Consider the following 17,224-nt stretch of genomic DNA (forward strand, 5'->3'; position numbering starts at 1 on the left):
AATTTGGGATGATCAGGCCACCTTTTTCACTCAGCCAGCCGGGGAGAGTCAGCTTTCGAAGCCGCCGCCGCATGACATTGGGCAAGCTGCGCCGGGGCGATGAGCGCTCCCGGAACTACTCACATCCACTATCCGATACCGCCCACCAATTCCTCCGCCCTGGCTATGACGGCCGCCTGATGCGGCTGCAGGGGCTGGCCGGCGTAGCCTTCGAAGACCGGCAGGAAAGGATCATCGATATCAGTCCTGATGCCGGACAATTGCTCCATCACCGCCAGGCCGCAATAGGGCACGTAGGAAGCCGAATAGCCGCCTTCATGTGACATCATCAGCCGCCCGCCGCAGAGATCGTCCGCCGCTTGCATCAGCAGCCGCGTCATCTCGCGGTAGCTGCCGCTATGCAGCATCATGCGCCCCAGCGGATCGGCCGCCGATGCATCGAAGCCCGATGGCACGACGATTAAGTCAGGCTTGTAACGAGTGAGCGCGGGCAGCACGATGCGTTCGAATACCGACATGTAGGCGCCGTGACCACATCCGGCCGGCAGCGGCACGTTGATATTGTAGCCTTCGCCCCTGCCGCCGCCGCGTTCATTGTGGAACCCGCTGTCGGGCGGATAGAGCCCGTCCTGGTGGATTGAGATCGTCAGCACCGACGGGTCCCCATAGAATGCCGCCTGGGTGCCGTTGCCGTGATGGACGTCCCAGTCGACGGTGGCGACCCGCTCAAAGCCGTGTTTGGCCCGGTTCTTCAGGATGGCGACCGGAACATTGCCGAACAGGCAAAAGCCCAGGCCTTGCGCGCGCTCGGCATGATGACCGGGCGGCCGCACCAGCGCGTAGCCATTGTCGATATCGCCGCTCAGCACCGCATCCATCACCGCAGCGGTGCCGCCAGCCGCCAGGCAGGCGATCTCGTAACTGCCGTGACCGAAGGGGGTGAGATAGCTCGCATCGCCGCCGCGCTCGTCGCTGAGCGTCTTGATGCGGCGGATGTAGTCGCGATCGTGAAACAGGGCGAGATCGTCCTCACTCACCGCGACCGAGGCGACCTTCGACAGTCTTTCGGTGAGGCCCGAAACCTCCATCAGGTTGCGGAACCGGCGTTTGGTCGCGGCATTCTCGGCATGCTCGCCCGGTTCGATGGTCAGGCTCGGCTGAAAGTACTGCGCGGCGTTGCCAGTCTCGTGCCAGAGATAGAGTTCATGGAAGTTCCAACCCGTCGCCATGTTGTTTCTTATCCTCCCAGGATCATCGATGCGGCGCGTTCGGCGATCATGATCGTCGGCGCGTTGGTGTTGCCCGAAACCATCTTTGGAAAGACTGAAGCGTCGGCGATGCAAAGCCCGTCCAGCCCATGCACCTTCATCGACGCGGGATCGACGACGGCCATCGCGTCGGTGCCCATGCGGCAGGTGCTGGTCGGGTGATAGAGCGTCGTGCAGTGACCACGAATGTACTCGGCGATCTCGGCATCGCTTTCGCATTCGGCGCTTGGCGTGATTTCGCCGACCAGCATCTCTTTGAGCGGCGACTGCGCCGCGATCCGGCGGCTGATGCGGATGCCTTCTACCAGCGTGGCAATATCCGATCCGTCCTCGTCGCTGACGAAGTAACGCGGGTCGATCGCCGGATATTCGACGGGATTGGCCGAGCGCAGGCGGATCTCGCCGCGGCTGTCAGGCCGCTGCAGCGTGGTATGCAGCGTGATACCGGCCTTCGACGACAGGAACCGCACATAGTCGCGATGCGGGCTGATGGCGCCGTAAAGCTGAAGGTCCGGTTCGACATCCGGTCGGCTCCTGACGAAGCCGCCGGCCGCCACCCAGGGTGAGGAGCGCGGGCCGCTGCGCGATGTCTGCCACTCGGCAAAATCCCGCTGCAGCGTCTCGTCGGTCCAGGCGCCGACGCCGATCTTGTCCTTGGTGTAGAAGGTGATCGGAATGTTGATATGGTCCTGCAGATCCTTGCCGACGCCCGGCAGATCGTGGACGGGATCGACGCCGACGCTCCTGAGTTCGTCGGCCGGGCCGATGCCGGAAAGCAGCATCAGCTGGCAGCTGCCGATCGAGCCCGACGACAGCACCACCTCGCTGTCGGCAAAGGCAGTCTCCGGCACGCCGTTGACCAGATAGCGGATGCCTTTGGCCCGGCCCTTCTCGACGATCAGGCCCGTCGCCAGCACCCCGGTTTTCACCGTGAGGTTGGGACGTTGCCGCGCCGGGCGCAGATAAGCCTTGCCTGTGCCCCAGCGTTCGCCGTTCTTGATGGTGAACTGGAAGAGGCCGACGCCTTCCTGCTCGACGCCGTTGAAATCGCGGTTGTGCTGGTAGCCGGCGGCCTTGCAGGCCTCGATCCAGGCGAGCTCGTTGGGATCGACATGCCCGACATTGCCGATATGCAGCGGCCCATTGGCGCCGTGCAGCGGATCGTTGCCAAGCTCGGCATTGCTTTCGCAGGCCTTGAACACCGGCAGCACGTCTTCCCAGGCCCAGCCCGGGCAGCCCATGGCGGCCCAGCCATCATAGTCGGACGGCAGGCCGCGAATATAGATCATCGCGTTCAGCGCGCCGGAACCGCCGATCATCTTGCCGCGCGGCCAGAACACCCGCCTGCCGCGGCAGCCGACCTGCGGCTCGGTGTAATAGCCCCAATCGACGGCGGTGTTGAACATGGTCGGCCAGTCCGACGGCACGTCCGAGGCGAGCGGCGCCTCGCGCCCTGCCTCCAGCAGCAGCACCTTGCGGGCAGGATCGGCGCTGAGCCGGTTTGCCAATACACAGCCGGCCGAGCCGGCACCCACTATGATCGTGTCGAACATCGTCGGTCTCTCATTTTCCGGCCGCAGCCGGGCTTTGCACAATGTTGCTCACTGCTGGCTTGCTGTTCTTTGGGCCGCTGCGCTTGCGCGTCAGCCAGCGGACAAGATCGCCAAAGCGGCCGACCAGCCCCTTCGGCATCAGCACCACCGACAGGGCGATGATCAGGCCGAGGCCGAGCGTGCGGAACTCGCCGCTCTCGCGCATCAACTCGTCGGCCAGGACCAGCACCACGGTGCCGACAAGCGGTCCCCAGAACGTGCCGACACCGCCGACCACGACGATGGCGATGATGAACATCAGCTGCGACATCGACAGCACACCGGGGCCGATCGCCTGGAAATGCGCGGCATAGAAGCCGCCGGCCAGCCCGGTGAAGAAAGCGGAAATCCCGAAGACCAGAAGCTGCGCCTGGAAGCGGTTGACGCCGCGCGCCACCGCATAGCCGGGATTGTCCTTCAGCGCCCGGAAGGCGAGGCCGATCGGGCTTTTGACGATCGCGTAGGTGAAGACCATGGTGATGCCGAACAGCACCGCAATGATCGCATAGTTGCCGACCAGCCACTGCGCGCGCAGCAAGGCCCTGGTGCCGAGATCGCCGAAGCGCGCAAAGCCGACGGCGCCGCCGGTGAACTGGCGGCAGACGGAGCCGACCATGACGAAGCACTCGGTGTCGGTGACGATCAGCAGATACATCGTCTGGGCAATCGCCAGTGTCAGCAGCGCGACATAGACGCCGGTCAGCCGCAGACAGGCGAGGCCGACGACGAGCGAGAACAGCACCGCGCCGAGCGCGCCGGGCACAAGCGCTGCCCACACATTCCAGCCGAAATAGAAGCAGAGCATCGCCGTCGCGTAGCCGCCGAAGGCGAAGATCGCCATTTGCGCCAGCGAGAAGATGCCGGAGAAGCCGAACAAAAGGTTCCACTGCGATGCGATCGTTGCATAAAACAGCGCCAGCACGATCTGGCCGAGAATGTAGCGGCTGTCGATCATGAAGGGCAGCGCAACCGCCGCAGCGATCAGCACCAGGCTGATGGCAAGATCGGTCCTGGCTGAGCGGGACATGCATCTGGTGTCTGTCATGATGCCCTCACATGCGCCGGATTTCGGCGCGGCCGAAGAGGCCGGACGGTCGCCAGATCAGCACGGCAATGACCACGAACAGCAGCGACGGAAAGCCCCAGCGGGCGCCAAGCGCGTACTGGACGAAGGATTCGAGCAGCGCCAGGCCAAGCGCGGCGGCGACCGCGCCCGGCAGATTGCCGAGGCCGGCGACGACGCACATGATGAAGGCTTTCAGCATCGGATCGTTGCCGAGCGGCGGTGACAATTGCGTCATCGACGAGACCATGACGCCGCAGATGCCGGCGAGCGCGCCGGACAGCATCAGCACCTGCAGATAGACGCGGTTGACGGCGACGCCCATGAGCTGGGCCGCATCGCGGTTCTGCGCCGTCGCCCGGATTGCACGACCCATCCGCGTGCGGCCGAGCGCCAGCGAGACCACCACCATCATGACGACGACGACCGCGATGATCAAAAGGTTCTGCCAGGGCAGCGTCAGCGGCCCGAGGCGAAAGGCGCCGGCGATCGAGACCGGCTGCTTCAGCGGCTGTCCACCATAGGTCAGCAGGATGGCATTCTCCAGCGCAATGCCGATGCCGACCGTGGCGATCATGACGTTGGCTTCGAACGTCGACTTGTCGTTCTTCAACAGATTGCGCACGATCGCAAAATAAAGGATCGCACCGGCCGCGGCCCCCACAAGGATGGCGCCGGCAAAGCCGATAGCGATCGGCAGGCCGAGCGAGGTGATCACCGTGAAGGCGACATAGCCGCCAAGCGTCAGCATCGCCGCATGGGCCATGTTGAGCATGCCCATCGAGCCCCAGACCAGCGACAGCCCGACCGTCGCCAGGGCATAGAGCGCGCCGGACGTGAAGCCGGCGACAAGAATGGCCATGAGAACGTCGGTCATGGCGTCAGCCTCCAAGGTAGGTTGCGAGGAGCTCGTCGCGCGCCATCAGTTCGGCGGGCTTGCCCGACCAGACAATAGCGCCGTCGTCGAGCAGATGCAGGCGGTCGGCGAGGTCCTCGACCCGCGCCGGGTTCTCCTCGACGAGGAGGATCGTCCGGCCGGCTTTGCTCAGTTCGGCAATGACGCCGTAGACCTGATCGATGATCAGCGGCGCCAGGCCGAGCGACGGCTCGTCGATCAACAGGATGCGCCCGCCCATCATCAGGCCGCGGCCGATGCCGGCCATGCGCCGTTCGCCGCCGGACAGGCTCGAGGCGACCTGGTCGCGGCGGTCGGCGAGCTTCGGCAAAAGCGTGTAGACCTCGTCCAGCCGGCGCTTGATCTCGGCCTTGTCGGGCGCCAGATAGGCGCCCATCAGCAGGTTTTCGAGCACGCTCATCTGCGCAAACAGCATGTCGCCCTGCGGCACGTGGGCGACGCCCAGCATCGCCGTTTCGTGTGGCTTTCCGGACAGGCGCTGGCCGTCGATGCTGATCTGCCCGCCGCGTAGCGGCACGAGGCCGGAGATCGTCTTGAGAAGCGTCGATTTGCCATGGCCGTTCGGGCCGACGACGGTGACGAATTCTCCGGCACGGACGGTCAGCGAAATGCCCTTGAGCACCTCAAGGCCGTCATAGCCGGAGACGATGGCGTCGAGCTGCAGGACGGGCGGTTTGGCGGCTGCGCTCGTCATTGCGCCCCCTCGACCGGGCTCGTTGCGGCCTGGTCGTCGAAGAATTTCTTCAGCCGCTTCTGCGTGCCTTGTCCCAGATAGGTTTCGACGACGGTCTGGTCCTCGGCCACCTTGTCCGGCCTGCCCTCGAAGATCACCTTGCCGTGGTGCATGATGATGACGCGGCTGGACAGCGCCAGGAGAAAGCGCATGACATGCTCGATCAGCACGATAATCAGTCCCTGATCGCGCAATTTCAGCACCATCGCCATGATCTGGTCGATCTCGGCGACGTTGAGCCCGCCGACCGGCTCGTCGAGGAACAGCATCTTCGGCTTGGTGGCGATGGCACCGGCGATCATCAGGAGCTTGCGGTCGAGCACCGGCAGCCGCGCCACGGTCTCTTCAGCCTTGCCCGCAAGTCCGACGAAATCCAGCGCCTCCATTGTTGCCTGCCGGACATCCTCGCCGAGGCGGAAGCCGGCCAGCCAGCGCCGCTGGCGGCCGAAATAGGCTGCGATCTCGATGTTTTCGCGAACCGTCAAGCTATCGAAGGCGGCATTGAGCTGGAAGGTCCGGGCCATGCCGAGCTGGCAGATGCGGTCGGCTCCTAAAGTTGAAATGTCGGTGTCGCCGAAATGCACGCGGCCGGCGCTGGCCGGCGTGATCCCGGTCACGACATCGAAAAAAGTCGTCTTGCCGGCGCCGTTCGGCCCGCCAATGCCGACGATCTCGCCCGGATTGGCCACCATCGACACGCCGTCGACGGCGGCCAGCGAGCCGAACCGTTTGACGACGCCGTCACAAACCAGCATCGGGCCTGCGGCCTCAGTCATCTCGTTTGCCTGGCATCTCTTCTTTCACCTCATGGAGACCGGTCGGACGCACGAGCCGGCCGGTCTTGTCCGCTGCGTCCCTTCATCCGTTCATTTGATCCATGGCGGCAGGATAAAGCCGTCCGTCGCATAGAGCACCGGCGCGATCAGTTTCGGATCGGTCTTGTAATCCTGATGTTGCAGGAACTGGTGCGGCATGCCGAGCGACGGATCCGCCACCTGCGTCGGGTAGCAGAACGCCGACTGACCCGCCGGATCGGCCCGGTAGGTGCCGTTGACCCCGCGATAGACCAGGCGTTTCATGGCATTGGCTACCTTGGTGGTCTGCTCCTTGTTGAACGGCTCGCCCGGACCGCCGGCGATTGCCGCCGCAAGCGCCCACATCCATAGGCCGTCATAGGTCTGCGATCCGGTGATGTAAGCCGAGTTCGGACCAAATTTCGCCCGGTAACTCTCGCGGAACGATTTGGAGAAATCGTCCGGCAGGCAGCCGATCACCGTCGAATAGACGACGCCGTTGACCGCTTCGCCGCCGATCTCGCGGAACGCGGGCAGCGACGGCCCGTACTGCATATAGATCAGACTGTTGATCGGCTCGGCGAGGAACTGGACCATGAACTGCGCCAGGTCCTGCGGCAGGAAATGCGTGACCAGGATCGCCGCCGGCGGATCCTGCCGGAGCTTCGCCAGTGTCGGACCCCACTGGTTGGTCGGGAACGGAACCGTCTCGAACAGGCTAACCTCGAATCCATATTCGGCGGCCTTGTCGCGGATCGCATTGGCGATGACGATCGAATATTCATTGGCCGACGGGATGATGGCGATCTTCTTGTTCGGCGCCTTCCATTTGCCGTCCGCGGCTAGCGTCTTGAGAAAATTCAGGCAGCCGGGACCATACCAGAATTCCGGCGGATCGCCCTGGAAGGAACTGTAGTAGCGGGCCGGGTCGGTCTTGAACTTCTCATTGTGCGAAATCAGCGTGTTGTAGTGCATCATGATGACGTCATTGTCGGCGGCGACGTCCATCTCGATCATGTTGGTGCCGAGATTGTAGCCGTTGATGATGACCGGGGCGGTGAAACGATCGATCAGGCGCTGCATCGACTGACTGACCAGATCGGCGCCCATTTCCTTGGTGTCTTCGATGTGGATCTCGACAGGCCGGCCGAGAATGCCGCCCGCCGCATTGATCTCCTCGGCGGCGAGGTCGAGGCCGTTCTTGAACTCGATACCGTCGGCGGCGGCGATGCCGGACATCGGCAGGGCCGAGCCGACCGGAATGGGGGTAGCGTCCTGGGCGATCGCCGCATTGTTCATGTCGGCAAGAAGAGCAGCGCCAGCTCCCGCGCCGACCACCCCTTGCAGCATTGCACGTCTGTTGATCATGGCAAAATTCCCCTTTTTTGTCGTCGGTTACGGTCTGTTCTTTATGCGAAATAGATTAGGCGAAATCCTTCAGGCGAAACGCTTGCGTCAGGGGCCGAAAGGCGGCTTCCAGGTCGGCCGCCGCGGAAAGCACTTGGGCATCGTCGCCACGCGCACCGACGATCTGGAAGCCGACCGGCAGGCCCGCCGCCGTCATGCCGCAAGGGATGACGCAGGCCGGTTGCTGGCTGAGATTGATTGGATAGCTGAATGCTGCCCATTCGGTCCAGCGCGACAGGCCGCTGCCCGAGGGAACTTCAAGCCCGACGTCGAAGGCCGGGATCGATGCTCCCGGCGAAACGATGAAGTCATAGGTGTCGAGCAGCCGATCCATGGCGGCGCCGAATTCGCCGCGCTGTAACTGTGCGGCGACCAGTGCCTTGGCGTCGAACGCCGCCCCGGCCCGTGCGATCTCCAGGAAGCCCGGATCGATCCCTGCCCGTTCGTTCTCAGGGATCAGCGCCAGACGCGCAGCGGCACCGGTGAACCAGTGGTATTGGAAAAGATCGAGCAGATCGCCGCCGGGGAGATCAATGGGTTCGACCGTCGCGCCAAACGCGCTGAAATACGTCAGCGCGTGGGACACGGCGGCGGCAATCTCTTCATCCAGCACGCCGGATGGCGGCTTCGACCAGTAGCCGACCCGGGCTCCTTGCAGCGTCGCCTCGATCCGGCCAAGCGGCGCCAGCGTTCCCGCGCCTTGCTGCCAGTCGCTGAGATCGCGACCGGACATCGCCTGCGTCATGACGGAAAGATCCTGCGCGGTCCGCGCCATCGGCCCGATATGGGCGACGGTTCCAAACGCGCTCGACGGATAGGCCGGCACGCGGCCGAAGGTCGGCTTCAGTCCGGCGATGCCGGTGAAGGAGGCCGGGATACGGATCGATCCGCCGCCATCGGTGCCGAGGTGGAAGACGCCGGCTCCGGTGGCGGCCGCCACCGCCGCGCCGCCGGAAGAACCGCCGGGCGTCTTTTCGGCATTCCAGGGATTGCGCGTGATGCCGCAAAGCCCGCTGTCGGTGATCGCCTTCCAGCCGAATTCGGGCGTCGTCGTCTGTCCAATGAAGACAGCGCCCGCTCGGCGCAGCAGGGCAACGGCGGGCGCATCCCTGTCGCAAGGCGCAGCCGGCGTGGTCCTGCTGCCATAGCGAACGCTCCAGCCCTCGACCCAGACGATGTCCTTGAGCGTCGTGGGTATGCCGTCGGCGGCGGACAGCGGCTCGCCTGCCCGCCAGCGTTTTTCGGAGGCGCCGGCGGCCTTGATCGCAGCCTTGCGGTCGATCATGGTGAAGGCGTTGAAAAGCGGATTGATCGCTTCGGCGCGAGCAAGCGCCGCCATCGTCACCTCGACGGGCGATAGCGATCCAGCGCGATAGGCAGCGTTAAGCTCCGCGGCGCTCAGGCGGCACAGATCATCGGCGTCGGCAATGGGAGATATCCCATTCGGCATGCAGTTCGAACCCCTCGTTCCATGGCCACTCTTTCGGCAGCCTTGTCAGCAGAGGCAGTCTGGCGGGTTTCTGCATTTCCACAAAATGTATTATTGCGAGTAACATGCGCTATTAAATGCAACAATTGGATTTTCTATGAACCTGACAGTCCGGCAATTGCGCTATGTCTGCGAGGTCGCCCGTCTCGGCAGCGTGCTGGCGGCCTCCAAGTCGCTCTACATCTCGCAATCCTCCATCCTGGCGGCGATCACCTTGGCCGAGGCCGAGATGGGGGCGCGTATTTTCGACAGGCGGCCGGCGCGCGGCGTCTCCATCACGCCGGCAGGCCAACGCTTCGTCGCAGCAGCCCGCGTCATGCTGGCGGCGGAAACCGAGTTCAACCGGTCGATCGGCGATCTCAGCGGCCGCGTGCCGAAAGTCCTGCGCATCGGCTGTTTCGAGCCGTTCGGCGCGCTATTCATGCCGGAAATGCTGCGCGGCTATCTCGATAGCGTCGGCGATGTCGAGATCGACCTGGTCGAGGCCGACCAGGTCCAGCTTCAGGAACGGCTTGTCGCCGGCCAGATCGACCTAGCCATTCTCTACGACATAGGGCCGATCGGCATCGACAGCGTCACCCGCATCTGCAAGGTGCCGGCGCACGCCGTGCTCAATGCCGATGATCCCCTCGCCGTGCGCGACGGCATCTGGCTGGCGGAACTGGCGGAGCGGCCGCTGGTCCTGCTCGATCTGCCGCACACCGCAACCTATCTCCTGACCTTGTTTGACGTGCTGGCCAAACGACCGGAGGTGCGCTTTCGCACGCGCTCCTACGAGACGGTCCGCTCGGCGGTCGCCTCGGGCTTCGGCATGGCCATCCTCAACATGCGGCCGATCGGCCGGGCCACCGCCGATGGCGACGAGATCGTTCGAAAACCGATCTTCGACGAATTGCCGCCACCGACACTGATCGTCGCCGACATGTACGGTACGGCAAAGCCGCTCTTCGTGCGGGTCTTCATCGAGATATTCCACCGCTTCTTCGATACGGTCGGCCCGTCCGGCTTTTCGGTGACGACGCCGGAGCGCGAGCCTTTGCTGCTGGTTGCCAGGAAAGGCTGACGGTGATCCTCTTCGGCTCACGCGATCGTGCGATTAGCCCTCAGCCGAGCGACTGTGGAAACTAAGCGAACGCTCTATATCGTCCTGACGCACACGAACCCTGACGCTTTTCCGGAGATCTCTTCCATGACCTTGAGCACACGCAAGCTGGGCAGCCAGGGGCTGCAGGTATCGGTGATCGGCCTCGGCTGCATGGGCATGAGCCAGTCCTACGGCCCGGCCGACGAGGCGGAATCGATCGCCACGCTGCATCGCGCCATCGAGCTCGGCTGCACCTTCCTCGACACGGCAGAAGTCTATGGCCCGCACACCAATGAGGAACTGCTCGGCCGCGCCCTGAAGGGCCGGCGCGACGAGGTGACGATCGCCACCAAATTCGGCTTTCGTATCGAAAACGGCAAGCAAATCGGCACCGACCGCAACAGCCGGCCCGAGCATATCCGCGAGGCGGTCGAAGGCTCGCTCAGCCGGCTCGCCACCGACCATATCGACCTGCTCTACCAGCACCGCGTCGACCCGGCGGTGCCAATCGAGGATGTGGCGGGTGCTGTTGGCAAACTGATCGCTGAAGGCAAGGTGCGTTACTTCGGCCTGTCGGAGGCCGGCGCCGCCAACATCCGCCGCGCGCATGCCGTGCATCCGATGTCGGCTGTGCAGAGCGAATATTCGCTGTGGGAACGCAATCTGGAACCGGAGATCATCCCGCTGCTCAGTGAGCTCGGCATCGGCCTGGTGCCGTTCGCGCCGCTTGGCCGCGGCTTCCTCACCGGCGACGTCAAGCGCGCCGAAGACTACCCGGAGGGCGACTTCCGGCGCGGCGACCCGCGCTACCAGGGCGCCAACTACGACGCCAATGTGCAGGCGGCCGGGATTGTCCGCGACATCGCCACGGCCAAGGGTGTCAAGCCGGGCCAGGTCGCGCTGGCCTGGCTGCTGCACAAGGGCAGCGATTTCGGCATCGACATCGTGCCGATCCCCGGCACCAAACGCAGAAAATACCTTGAGGAGAACGTCGCCGCCGCCGCGATCAAGCTCGACGCCGCCGCAATGCAGGCGCTCGACGACGCGCTGGCGCCGGGCAAGGTCTCGGGTGAGCGCTACAACGAACGCGTCATGGTGACGATCGACCGGTAGGGGTCTACGGCAGCTTCGCCAGTCCGGCAGCGTGGCGGATAGCAAGCAACGCGTCCCGGTTGATCACGGGATAGCCTGCGATGAAGCGTTCGACCGAAAAGCCTGGAAATTCGGCTCTCAAGCGGGCCGCGGCGCGCGCCGTCTCGCTGGCCTCGCCCATGGCCGCATGTGAAAGCGCCAGGAACATCAGCACGTCCGGCGACTCCGGCGAACTCCTGCGGAGCGCCGCGATGGCTTGGTCGTGCCTGCCGGCCACGAACAGGATGCGACCTTGCATGCCGAAATACCAGGGCGGGGCCAGTGGATTGAGACGCATGGCACGCTCGATGAGCGGGATCGCCTCGGCCGGATCGCCGACGACAAGCGCCTTGCTGCCCGCCAGCAGCGGCAGTATGCCGGCGTGGTTGGAGCCGTATTCGAGAGCGCGCCGGTGCGCGCGCTCCGCTCCTTCGAGATCGCCAAGGCATGCCCTGACATTGCCAAGGCATGCGTGAGCGCAGCTGTCCGTCGGGTCGAGGCGCAAGGCGTTTTCGGCCGCCGTCCGCCAGTTCTCGATCGACGTCAGCACATCGTCGCCAAAGCCGTTGCAGGCCTCGACCGAATAGGCATAGGCGAGTTCGGCCCAGCAGTTGGCGAAGGTAGGGTCAAGCTCCAGCGCGCGTGAAAACAGGCGGATCGCCTCGGCATTGCCGGCGCGGCTGAACGTGGTGTGCTGTTCGAGGGCAAGCAGATAACAGTCATAGGCCCGCAAGCTGGCCGGCGGCTTGCGGCGAACCGCATTGCGGCCGACGGTGGCAAGCGTTCCGTAACTGCCGGCGAACACATTGATGATGCTTTCGGTCAGGCTGTCCTGCAGCGCGAAAATGTCCTCGACAGGGCGGTCGTAGCGCTCCCTCCACAGGCTGACACCGCTACGGGCATCGGCAAGCTCTATCGTCAAGCGAATCCTCTGGTCGTCGGCGCGCAACTGGCCCGATACGATATAGGTGACGCCGAGCGCCTTGCCGTCCGCCGCGAAATCGGCCGGCTTGCTGCCCAGCGATTTCATCGTGTGGAAGGCGATGACAGGCAAGCCCGCGTAACGTGCCAGGTCGATGGTGATGTCCGACGACAGGCCGTCGGCAAAGCGGCGCCAACGCTCTTCGGAATTGAGGCATTCGATCGGGAATATGGCGAGCACTGGAGGAGCGTCCGACGGGAGTGATAGCCCGTCCGGCCGAGCGCTGGAAGCGCCACCAAAATACGCCGCGAGCCCGATCTTGGTGCGCACCCCAAGTTTTTCGTAGATGGCCGCAAGGTGGGTGCGAACAGTGGTCGGGGCAATAAAAAGAGCTTTGCCGATTTCGCGATAGGTCATGCCGGCTGCGAATTTTTCCGCGACCGCGCGCTCGCGGCCCGACAAGGCATCGAGCGTCTGCGCTTTCGAAGCGTCATTGACCGTCATGATGGAAACCGCCCCAGGACAGAATACTACAAATGCAGGAGGTCGAATACTGCATCTGAATGAAAGGGCAGGTTCCGAGATCGGCGATCTGATCGCTGAACGGCGTGGATGCGGCGCATTGTTCCGTTTCGAAATGGATGTCCTGGGGCAGGATCGCTGATCAATAAGGGTCAAAGTTGCATAAATGCGGCCCGGAACTTGGGTCGCGAGGTGGTCTAAATAATCCCAGATCGATACGAGCCGAGCCTCCATCGGTCGCGGTGATTTCTGGTTGGAGCCCGCCATGGCCGCAAGTTGACCCGGAACCGGACCTTATGCGGCAAATGTCATTCTCGATGAGTCACTTCCACGGCAGTCCTGCGGCGCTGAGGCGTGACAACAGTTTATTCCTGAACTCCGGACCGCGCGCCTGCTGCAATTGATCGACATGCTTGCCGGTCAACGTGGGCGACTCGCGCGAGACGAACGACACGTCTTTCCGGGCAGACTTGAGATCGCCTATCCCGACGTATGATGCAGCCCGCAGGAGCCGTGCCCAGTGGTATTCAGGCAGGACCATCAGAAATCGATCAAACGAGGCAGTCGCGGCGTCATAGTTCCCCGCGGCGTATTCGGCATCGCCCCTGAACAGAAAGATCGGATGATAATCCGGACTGAGAAGGTTGGCCCGCGCGAAAGCTGCCTGTGCGCCTTCGAGATCTCCGGCGTAAGTCAGCCCGATTCCCAGCCAGGTACGGCACTCTGCATCGTTCGGATTGAGTGCGATGGCCCGCCGCAGGCAACCAAGGCCTGTCTGCAAGTTTCCGAGATAAGTCTCGGCCAATCCGAGAGCACTGTGCAGACATGCTTCCCGGTCATCGTAACGAAGTCCGGCCCGCGCCTCATCACCAGCCCGGCGAAAGGCCTGGATGGGTTCACTGGACCATCCGTTGAAGCAGGAGTGGAAATCGACCCAGGCAAGGGTCTCTCTTATCAAGGCATGGTCTGGCTCGCCAGCGAGGAGCCTTTCACAGAGGCGCCGCGCTACGCCCATGCCTTTCGCCGTCGGCCGTTCGACGTGGTAAAATGCCTTCAGATAGAGCTTGTGGCGCTGAACTGCTTCCTCGAGGGCGGACGGGCCTGCCGCGTGCTTCATTAACACCTGGAACAGGTTTCCGCTGATCACGCCTGTCAATTCGTCATGCGATGACGGCTGGGCGAGATCGTATCTTGCGCTCCAGACCTCAACTTCCTCCTGGGCGTCCACGAGATGCGCGAAGGCGTGCGTGGCCTTGTCCTGGCGATGGACCGCGACTTCCAGGACATAGTTGGCTCCCGTGGTCCTGCCGATTTCCTTGACAGTGAGATGCCGCTTCGCGAGCGCGAACATTGTGGCCGCTGCGACGATTCCGATCTGGGAGAAGCGGCCGAGCTCTGCGGTCAACGCGCGCGTCAATGCATCCGCGCCGGTCTTTGTTTTGCCGAACTGACCCTTAACCGGCATCACCGCCAGCCGCGGTTTTCCGCTTTGATGGCCGATCTCGACGTGCTGGCCCGAGCCGTTGCTAGCGCCGGAAGCGCCGGCAAAATACACCGCGAGCCCGATCTTGGTGCGCACGCCAAGTTTTTCGTAGATGGCCGCAAGGTGGGTGCGAACAGTGGTCGGGGCAATGAAAAGTGCATTGCCGATTTCGCGATAGGTCATTCCGGCTGCGAATTTCTCCGCGACCGCGCGCTCGCGACCCGACAAAGCATCGAGCGTCTGCGCTTTCGAAGCGTCATTGACCGTCATGATGGAAACCGCCCCAGGACAGAATACTACAAATGCAGGAGGTCGAATACTGCATCTGCCCGATCCCGCCGCAGGCGCATAAATCGCACGATCGCTTCCAGCAACAAGCTGCAATCAGGGGAGGTTTCCATGCGTCCTGTTTCCATAGTGCTGGCGTGCACGATCTTGAGTCTTTCCGCCGCCCAGTCGCCGTCGTTCGCAAGAGGATGCAGGCAGGCGCTGGAATCGGATGTGAAAATCGCGAGCATGCGCCTCTATGCCGACATCCTGGCCAATGCCGCCCGCAACGGCTGGGACTACACGCCTGAATCGATCGTCAGCGGCTCAAAGCGGCATTTCGAGGAGATGAAGCTCCAGTTGAACGACGCCGGGTATGAGATCGTCCCCGTCGGCGTCCGCCTGTATTGCAAACGGTTGGACAAGCTGGCCGCCCGCTAGCAACCAGCGATCCGCCCTTTGCGGCGCAAGCTTTCGGCAATGTTGAGCTGAAGAGCGTGCCGGATCATCTCGATCCGCTCAGCGCCGTGGGCTGTCAACGAGCGTCCATGAACCTTCCCGATGCTGCCGCCGGACAGCCCAGGCGACACCTCAGGCAAAACGCGTCGGGCGGGCAGCAAACCATCCCACCACCCACTGGACGTCGTAACTCATGAGGGGGATTTGATGAGGCTCGAAGACGACCATGCGCCACTCCGCCTGGACCATGCGCTGTACCATTTGGACGGCACGCCAGCCTGCCGGCGCAACGCCTCGGCGCTGGCCGATGTCCTGTCCTTCGAACCGTCGATACTCGACGAAAAACCGTTACCGAAGCTGCGGCCGAAAAGCGCTATCCTCGATTGGTATCGGACGGTGCGGGCTCTGCCGCGGCTTACCGCGGCAATCCGCTCACGCATGGCCGGTCCCGGCGGATATTACAATCTCGGCAATGCGCTCGGGCTGGTGACGGGTGTCACGGTCCAGATCGTCGCCGTGCCGCGGGGTTCCGGCCTGAGTGGCTCTGCCGCGCTCCTCGATTATTTCGCCGGCAGCATCGCCGCCATGGCACTGACACTGGCCACGCTGGTCTTCTTCTACAGCGGCGAAATCTACTGCCGCGCCTGGGCTGGAAAGCCGAGCCCCGACGCGTCCCTGAACCGCCTTGGCGACGTGCTGTCGGGGGTCGGGGCGATCGGGCTTGGCATCGCCCTGTTCCTGTTCGGTGAGCCTGTGCTTGCGGCGACCTCGGGCCTGCTGCATGCACTAGGCAAGTTTGGCAGCGCTTTCGCTGCCGGCAGGCCGTTGCCCGGCTGGCAAGCCACCTGGCCCGACCCGTTCCGCAGCGCCGTTCTGGCCAGCCGCCTGCCGGCGATGGTAGCGGCAGCGGCCGGGATCGGCGGTGCCTTGCCGCCGGTGTGGTCGGGCGCTTCCTCGACGCTCGTTGCTGCGCCGCTGACATTGCTCGTCTGCTACCTGCTATGGGCAAAGGCCGACCTGCTGCTGCTCCAGGACGGGCGAGCCGAGCGCGCGCTGGCTTCGCACGCCGGGAACCGCCGAGACGCAGTGTGACGCTCGCATCGGCTTTCCATCAACCGACTTGCGATCCGCCCTTTGCGGCGCAAGCTTTGTCGAGACATTGATATGTCGAGGGCGCAGGCCAACTGTCTGCTTCTGCTTGCTGCTGCCTTTTGGGGCTTCGGCAATGTTGCGCAGAAGACTGTGCTGGATCATCTCGATCCGCTCAGCGCCGTGGGCATGCGCTGCCTGATCGCGGGGCTCATGGTCGCGCCGCTGACGATGCTCGAATGGGGAAGGAAATTCGGGCCTGGCTATTGGATGAGCCTCACCAAAGTCAGCGTTCTGTTTTCGATTTCCATCATCGTCCAGCAGATCTCCTATCTCGACACCTCGGTTACCAATGCCAGCTTCCTGGTGAGCACGGCAACGGTGATGACACCGCTCGCGGCCTGGTTCCTGATTGGCGAGCGTCCGAATGCTGTCGGCGGGCTTGCGGCTGCCATGACATTGGTCGGTGTCCTGCTGCTGTCCGGAGGCTTGACCGCCAGCTTCAGCCAGGGCGATCTCGCTGCGATACTTTCGGCCGCGTGCTACGCGCTTTGGATGGTGGAGCTTGGCCGCCACATGCAGACCCACGGCGCGCCGGTCGCGACGGCTGCCGCGCAATTCCTGGGCGCCGCCGTGATCACTCTGCCGTTCGGCGCTCTTCAGGGTAATTTGTCGCTGGCCGCCGTCAGCGATGCAGGTCCGGAACTCGCCGTGCTCGGCATCTTCTCGACCGGTGCCGCCTTCGGCATCCAGACGATCGCTCAACGCTTCACGTCGGCCAGCCATGCCGCCGTGATCGTCAGCGCGGAGAGCGTATTTGGAGCGATTGGTGCGGCAATATTTCTGGGCGAGCGGCTGTCGCCGGTCGGAGCAGTCGGCGCTGCGGTCGTATTTGCATCAATCACCTTGCTGTCGCTGACGACCGACAAATCCGAAATCAGTAGGCCGGCGGTCGCAGATTGAGAGATTATCGGGGCAATACGGAGTCGCGGACTCCTCGGCAAG

At 63.6% G+C, this 17,224-nt stretch carries 16 protein-coding genes; 5 read left to right on the top strand and 11 right to left on the bottom strand.

Annotation, left to right across the window (positions count from 1 at the left end; translation table 11 throughout):
- Positions 1 to 128: 128 nt before the first annotated feature.
- The 8 genes from RPG13_RS25825 to RPG13_RS25860 all read right to left on the bottom strand — a co-directional run bounded on the left by RPG13_RS25825 (position 129) and on the right by RPG13_RS25860 (position 9,223).
- Entirely contained in the window at positions 129 to 1,229 is a 1,101-nt protein-coding gene (locus tag RPG13_RS25825; protein WP_337126317.1) for a class II histone deacetylase, read from the bottom strand.
- A gap of 8 nt (positions 1,230 to 1,237) precedes the next feature.
- A complete protein-coding gene (locus RPG13_RS25830; RefSeq protein ID WP_337126318.1) occupies positions 1,238 to 2,821 on the bottom strand; it encodes a GMC family oxidoreductase in 1,584 nt (527 codons plus the stop codon).
- A gap of 10 nt (positions 2,822 to 2,831) precedes the next feature.
- Positions 2,832 to 3,905, bottom strand: a complete 1,074-nt coding sequence (locus RPG13_RS25835; protein WP_337126319.1) for a branched-chain amino acid ABC transporter permease — start codon at positions 3,903 to 3,905, stop codon at positions 2,832 to 2,834.
- Positions 3,906 to 3,912: 7 nt separating this feature from the next.
- Complete coding sequence (locus tag RPG13_RS25840; protein ID WP_128243067.1) at positions 3,913 to 4,800, bottom strand: branched-chain amino acid ABC transporter permease; 888 nt, start codon at positions 4,798 to 4,800, stop codon at positions 3,913 to 3,915.
- A 4-nt stretch (positions 4,801 to 4,804) separates the two neighbouring features.
- On the bottom strand, positions 4,805 to 5,533 hold the full coding sequence (locus RPG13_RS25845; RefSeq protein WP_095482747.1) for an ABC transporter ATP-binding protein: 729 nt from the start codon (positions 5,531 to 5,533) through the stop codon (positions 4,805 to 4,807).
- A complete protein-coding gene (locus RPG13_RS25850) occupies positions 5,530 to 6,348 on the bottom strand; it encodes an ABC transporter ATP-binding protein (RefSeq protein ID WP_337126320.1) in 819 nt (272 codons plus the stop codon). The genes RPG13_RS25845 and RPG13_RS25850 overlap by 4 nt, the downstream gene beginning before the upstream one ends.
- Before the next feature lie 90 nt (positions 6,349 to 6,438).
- Positions 6,439 to 7,734 (bottom strand): ABC transporter substrate-binding protein, encoded by a 1,296-nt coding sequence (locus RPG13_RS25855; protein ID WP_095482749.1) that lies wholly within the window; start codon positions 7,732 to 7,734, stop codon positions 6,439 to 6,441.
- Positions 7,735 to 7,789: 55 nt separating this feature from the next.
- On the bottom strand, positions 7,790 to 9,223 hold the full coding sequence (locus RPG13_RS25860; RefSeq protein ID WP_292713324.1) for an amidase: 1,434 nt from the start codon (positions 9,221 to 9,223) through the stop codon (positions 7,790 to 7,792).
- 136 nt (positions 9,224 to 9,359) lie between these two features.
- On the opposite strand from RPG13_RS25860, the gene RPG13_RS25865 reads away from it, so the two are divergent.
- Positions 9,360 to 10,325: a LysR family transcriptional regulator gene (locus tag RPG13_RS25865; RefSeq protein ID WP_337126321.1), complete on the top strand. Its 966-nt coding sequence runs from the start codon at positions 9,360 to 9,362 to the stop codon at positions 10,323 to 10,325.
- Positions 10,326 to 10,451: 126 nt separating this feature from the next.
- Positions 10,452 to 11,459: an aldo/keto reductase gene (locus tag RPG13_RS25870; RefSeq protein WP_337126322.1), complete on the top strand. Its 1,008-nt coding sequence runs from the start codon at positions 10,452 to 10,454 to the stop codon at positions 11,457 to 11,459.
- A 4-nt stretch (positions 11,460 to 11,463) separates the two neighbouring features.
- On the opposite strand, the gene RPG13_RS25875 is transcribed toward RPG13_RS25870, so the two are convergent.
- From RPG13_RS25875 to RPG13_RS25885, 3 genes are all read right to left on the bottom strand, one after another.
- The gene (locus RPG13_RS25875; protein WP_337126323.1) at positions 11,464 to 12,903 is read right to left on the bottom strand and encodes a LuxR C-terminal-related transcriptional regulator; all 1,440 of its coding nucleotides are present in this window, start codon (positions 12,901 to 12,903) and stop codon (positions 11,464 to 11,466) included.
- Between the two features lie 340 nt (positions 12,904 to 13,243).
- Positions 13,244 to 14,674, bottom strand: coding sequence for a LuxR C-terminal-related transcriptional regulator (locus RPG13_RS25880; RefSeq protein WP_292225403.1), 1,431 nt, complete (start codon positions 14,672 to 14,674; stop codon positions 13,244 to 13,246).
- 26 nt (positions 14,675 to 14,700) lie between these two features.
- Positions 14,701 to 14,922, bottom strand: a complete 222-nt coding sequence (locus RPG13_RS25885) for a hypothetical protein (protein ID WP_185928315.1) — start codon at positions 14,920 to 14,922, stop codon at positions 14,701 to 14,703.
- Here RPG13_RS25885 and RPG13_RS25890 point away from each other — a divergent pair.
- The 3 genes from RPG13_RS25890 (at position 14,906) to RPG13_RS25900 (ending at position 17,182) form a co-directional block, all read left to right on the top strand.
- Complete coding sequence (locus RPG13_RS25890) at positions 14,906 to 15,112, top strand: hypothetical protein (protein ID WP_127293630.1); 207 nt, start codon at positions 14,906 to 14,908, stop codon at positions 15,110 to 15,112. The two genes, RPG13_RS25885 and RPG13_RS25890, sit on opposite strands and share 17 nt — an antisense overlap.
- A gap of 225 nt (positions 15,113 to 15,337) precedes the next feature.
- A complete protein-coding gene (locus RPG13_RS25895; RefSeq protein WP_245457983.1) occupies positions 15,338 to 16,222 on the top strand; it encodes a hypothetical protein in 885 nt (294 codons plus the stop codon).
- A 72-nt stretch (positions 16,223 to 16,294) separates the two neighbouring features.
- Positions 16,295 to 17,182 carry a DMT family transporter gene (locus tag RPG13_RS25900; RefSeq protein ID WP_126105698.1) on the top strand — a complete coding sequence of 296 codons (888 nt, stop codon included), beginning with the start codon at positions 16,295 to 16,297 and terminating at the stop codon, positions 17,180 to 17,182.
- The last annotated feature ends 42 nt before the right edge of the window (positions 17,183 to 17,224 follow it).

This window comes from Mesorhizobium sp. ISC15, from assembly GCF_037162615.1.
In the GTDB taxonomy this organism is placed as follows: domain Bacteria; phylum Pseudomonadota; class Alphaproteobacteria; order Rhizobiales; family Rhizobiaceae; genus Mesorhizobium; species Mesorhizobium mediterraneum.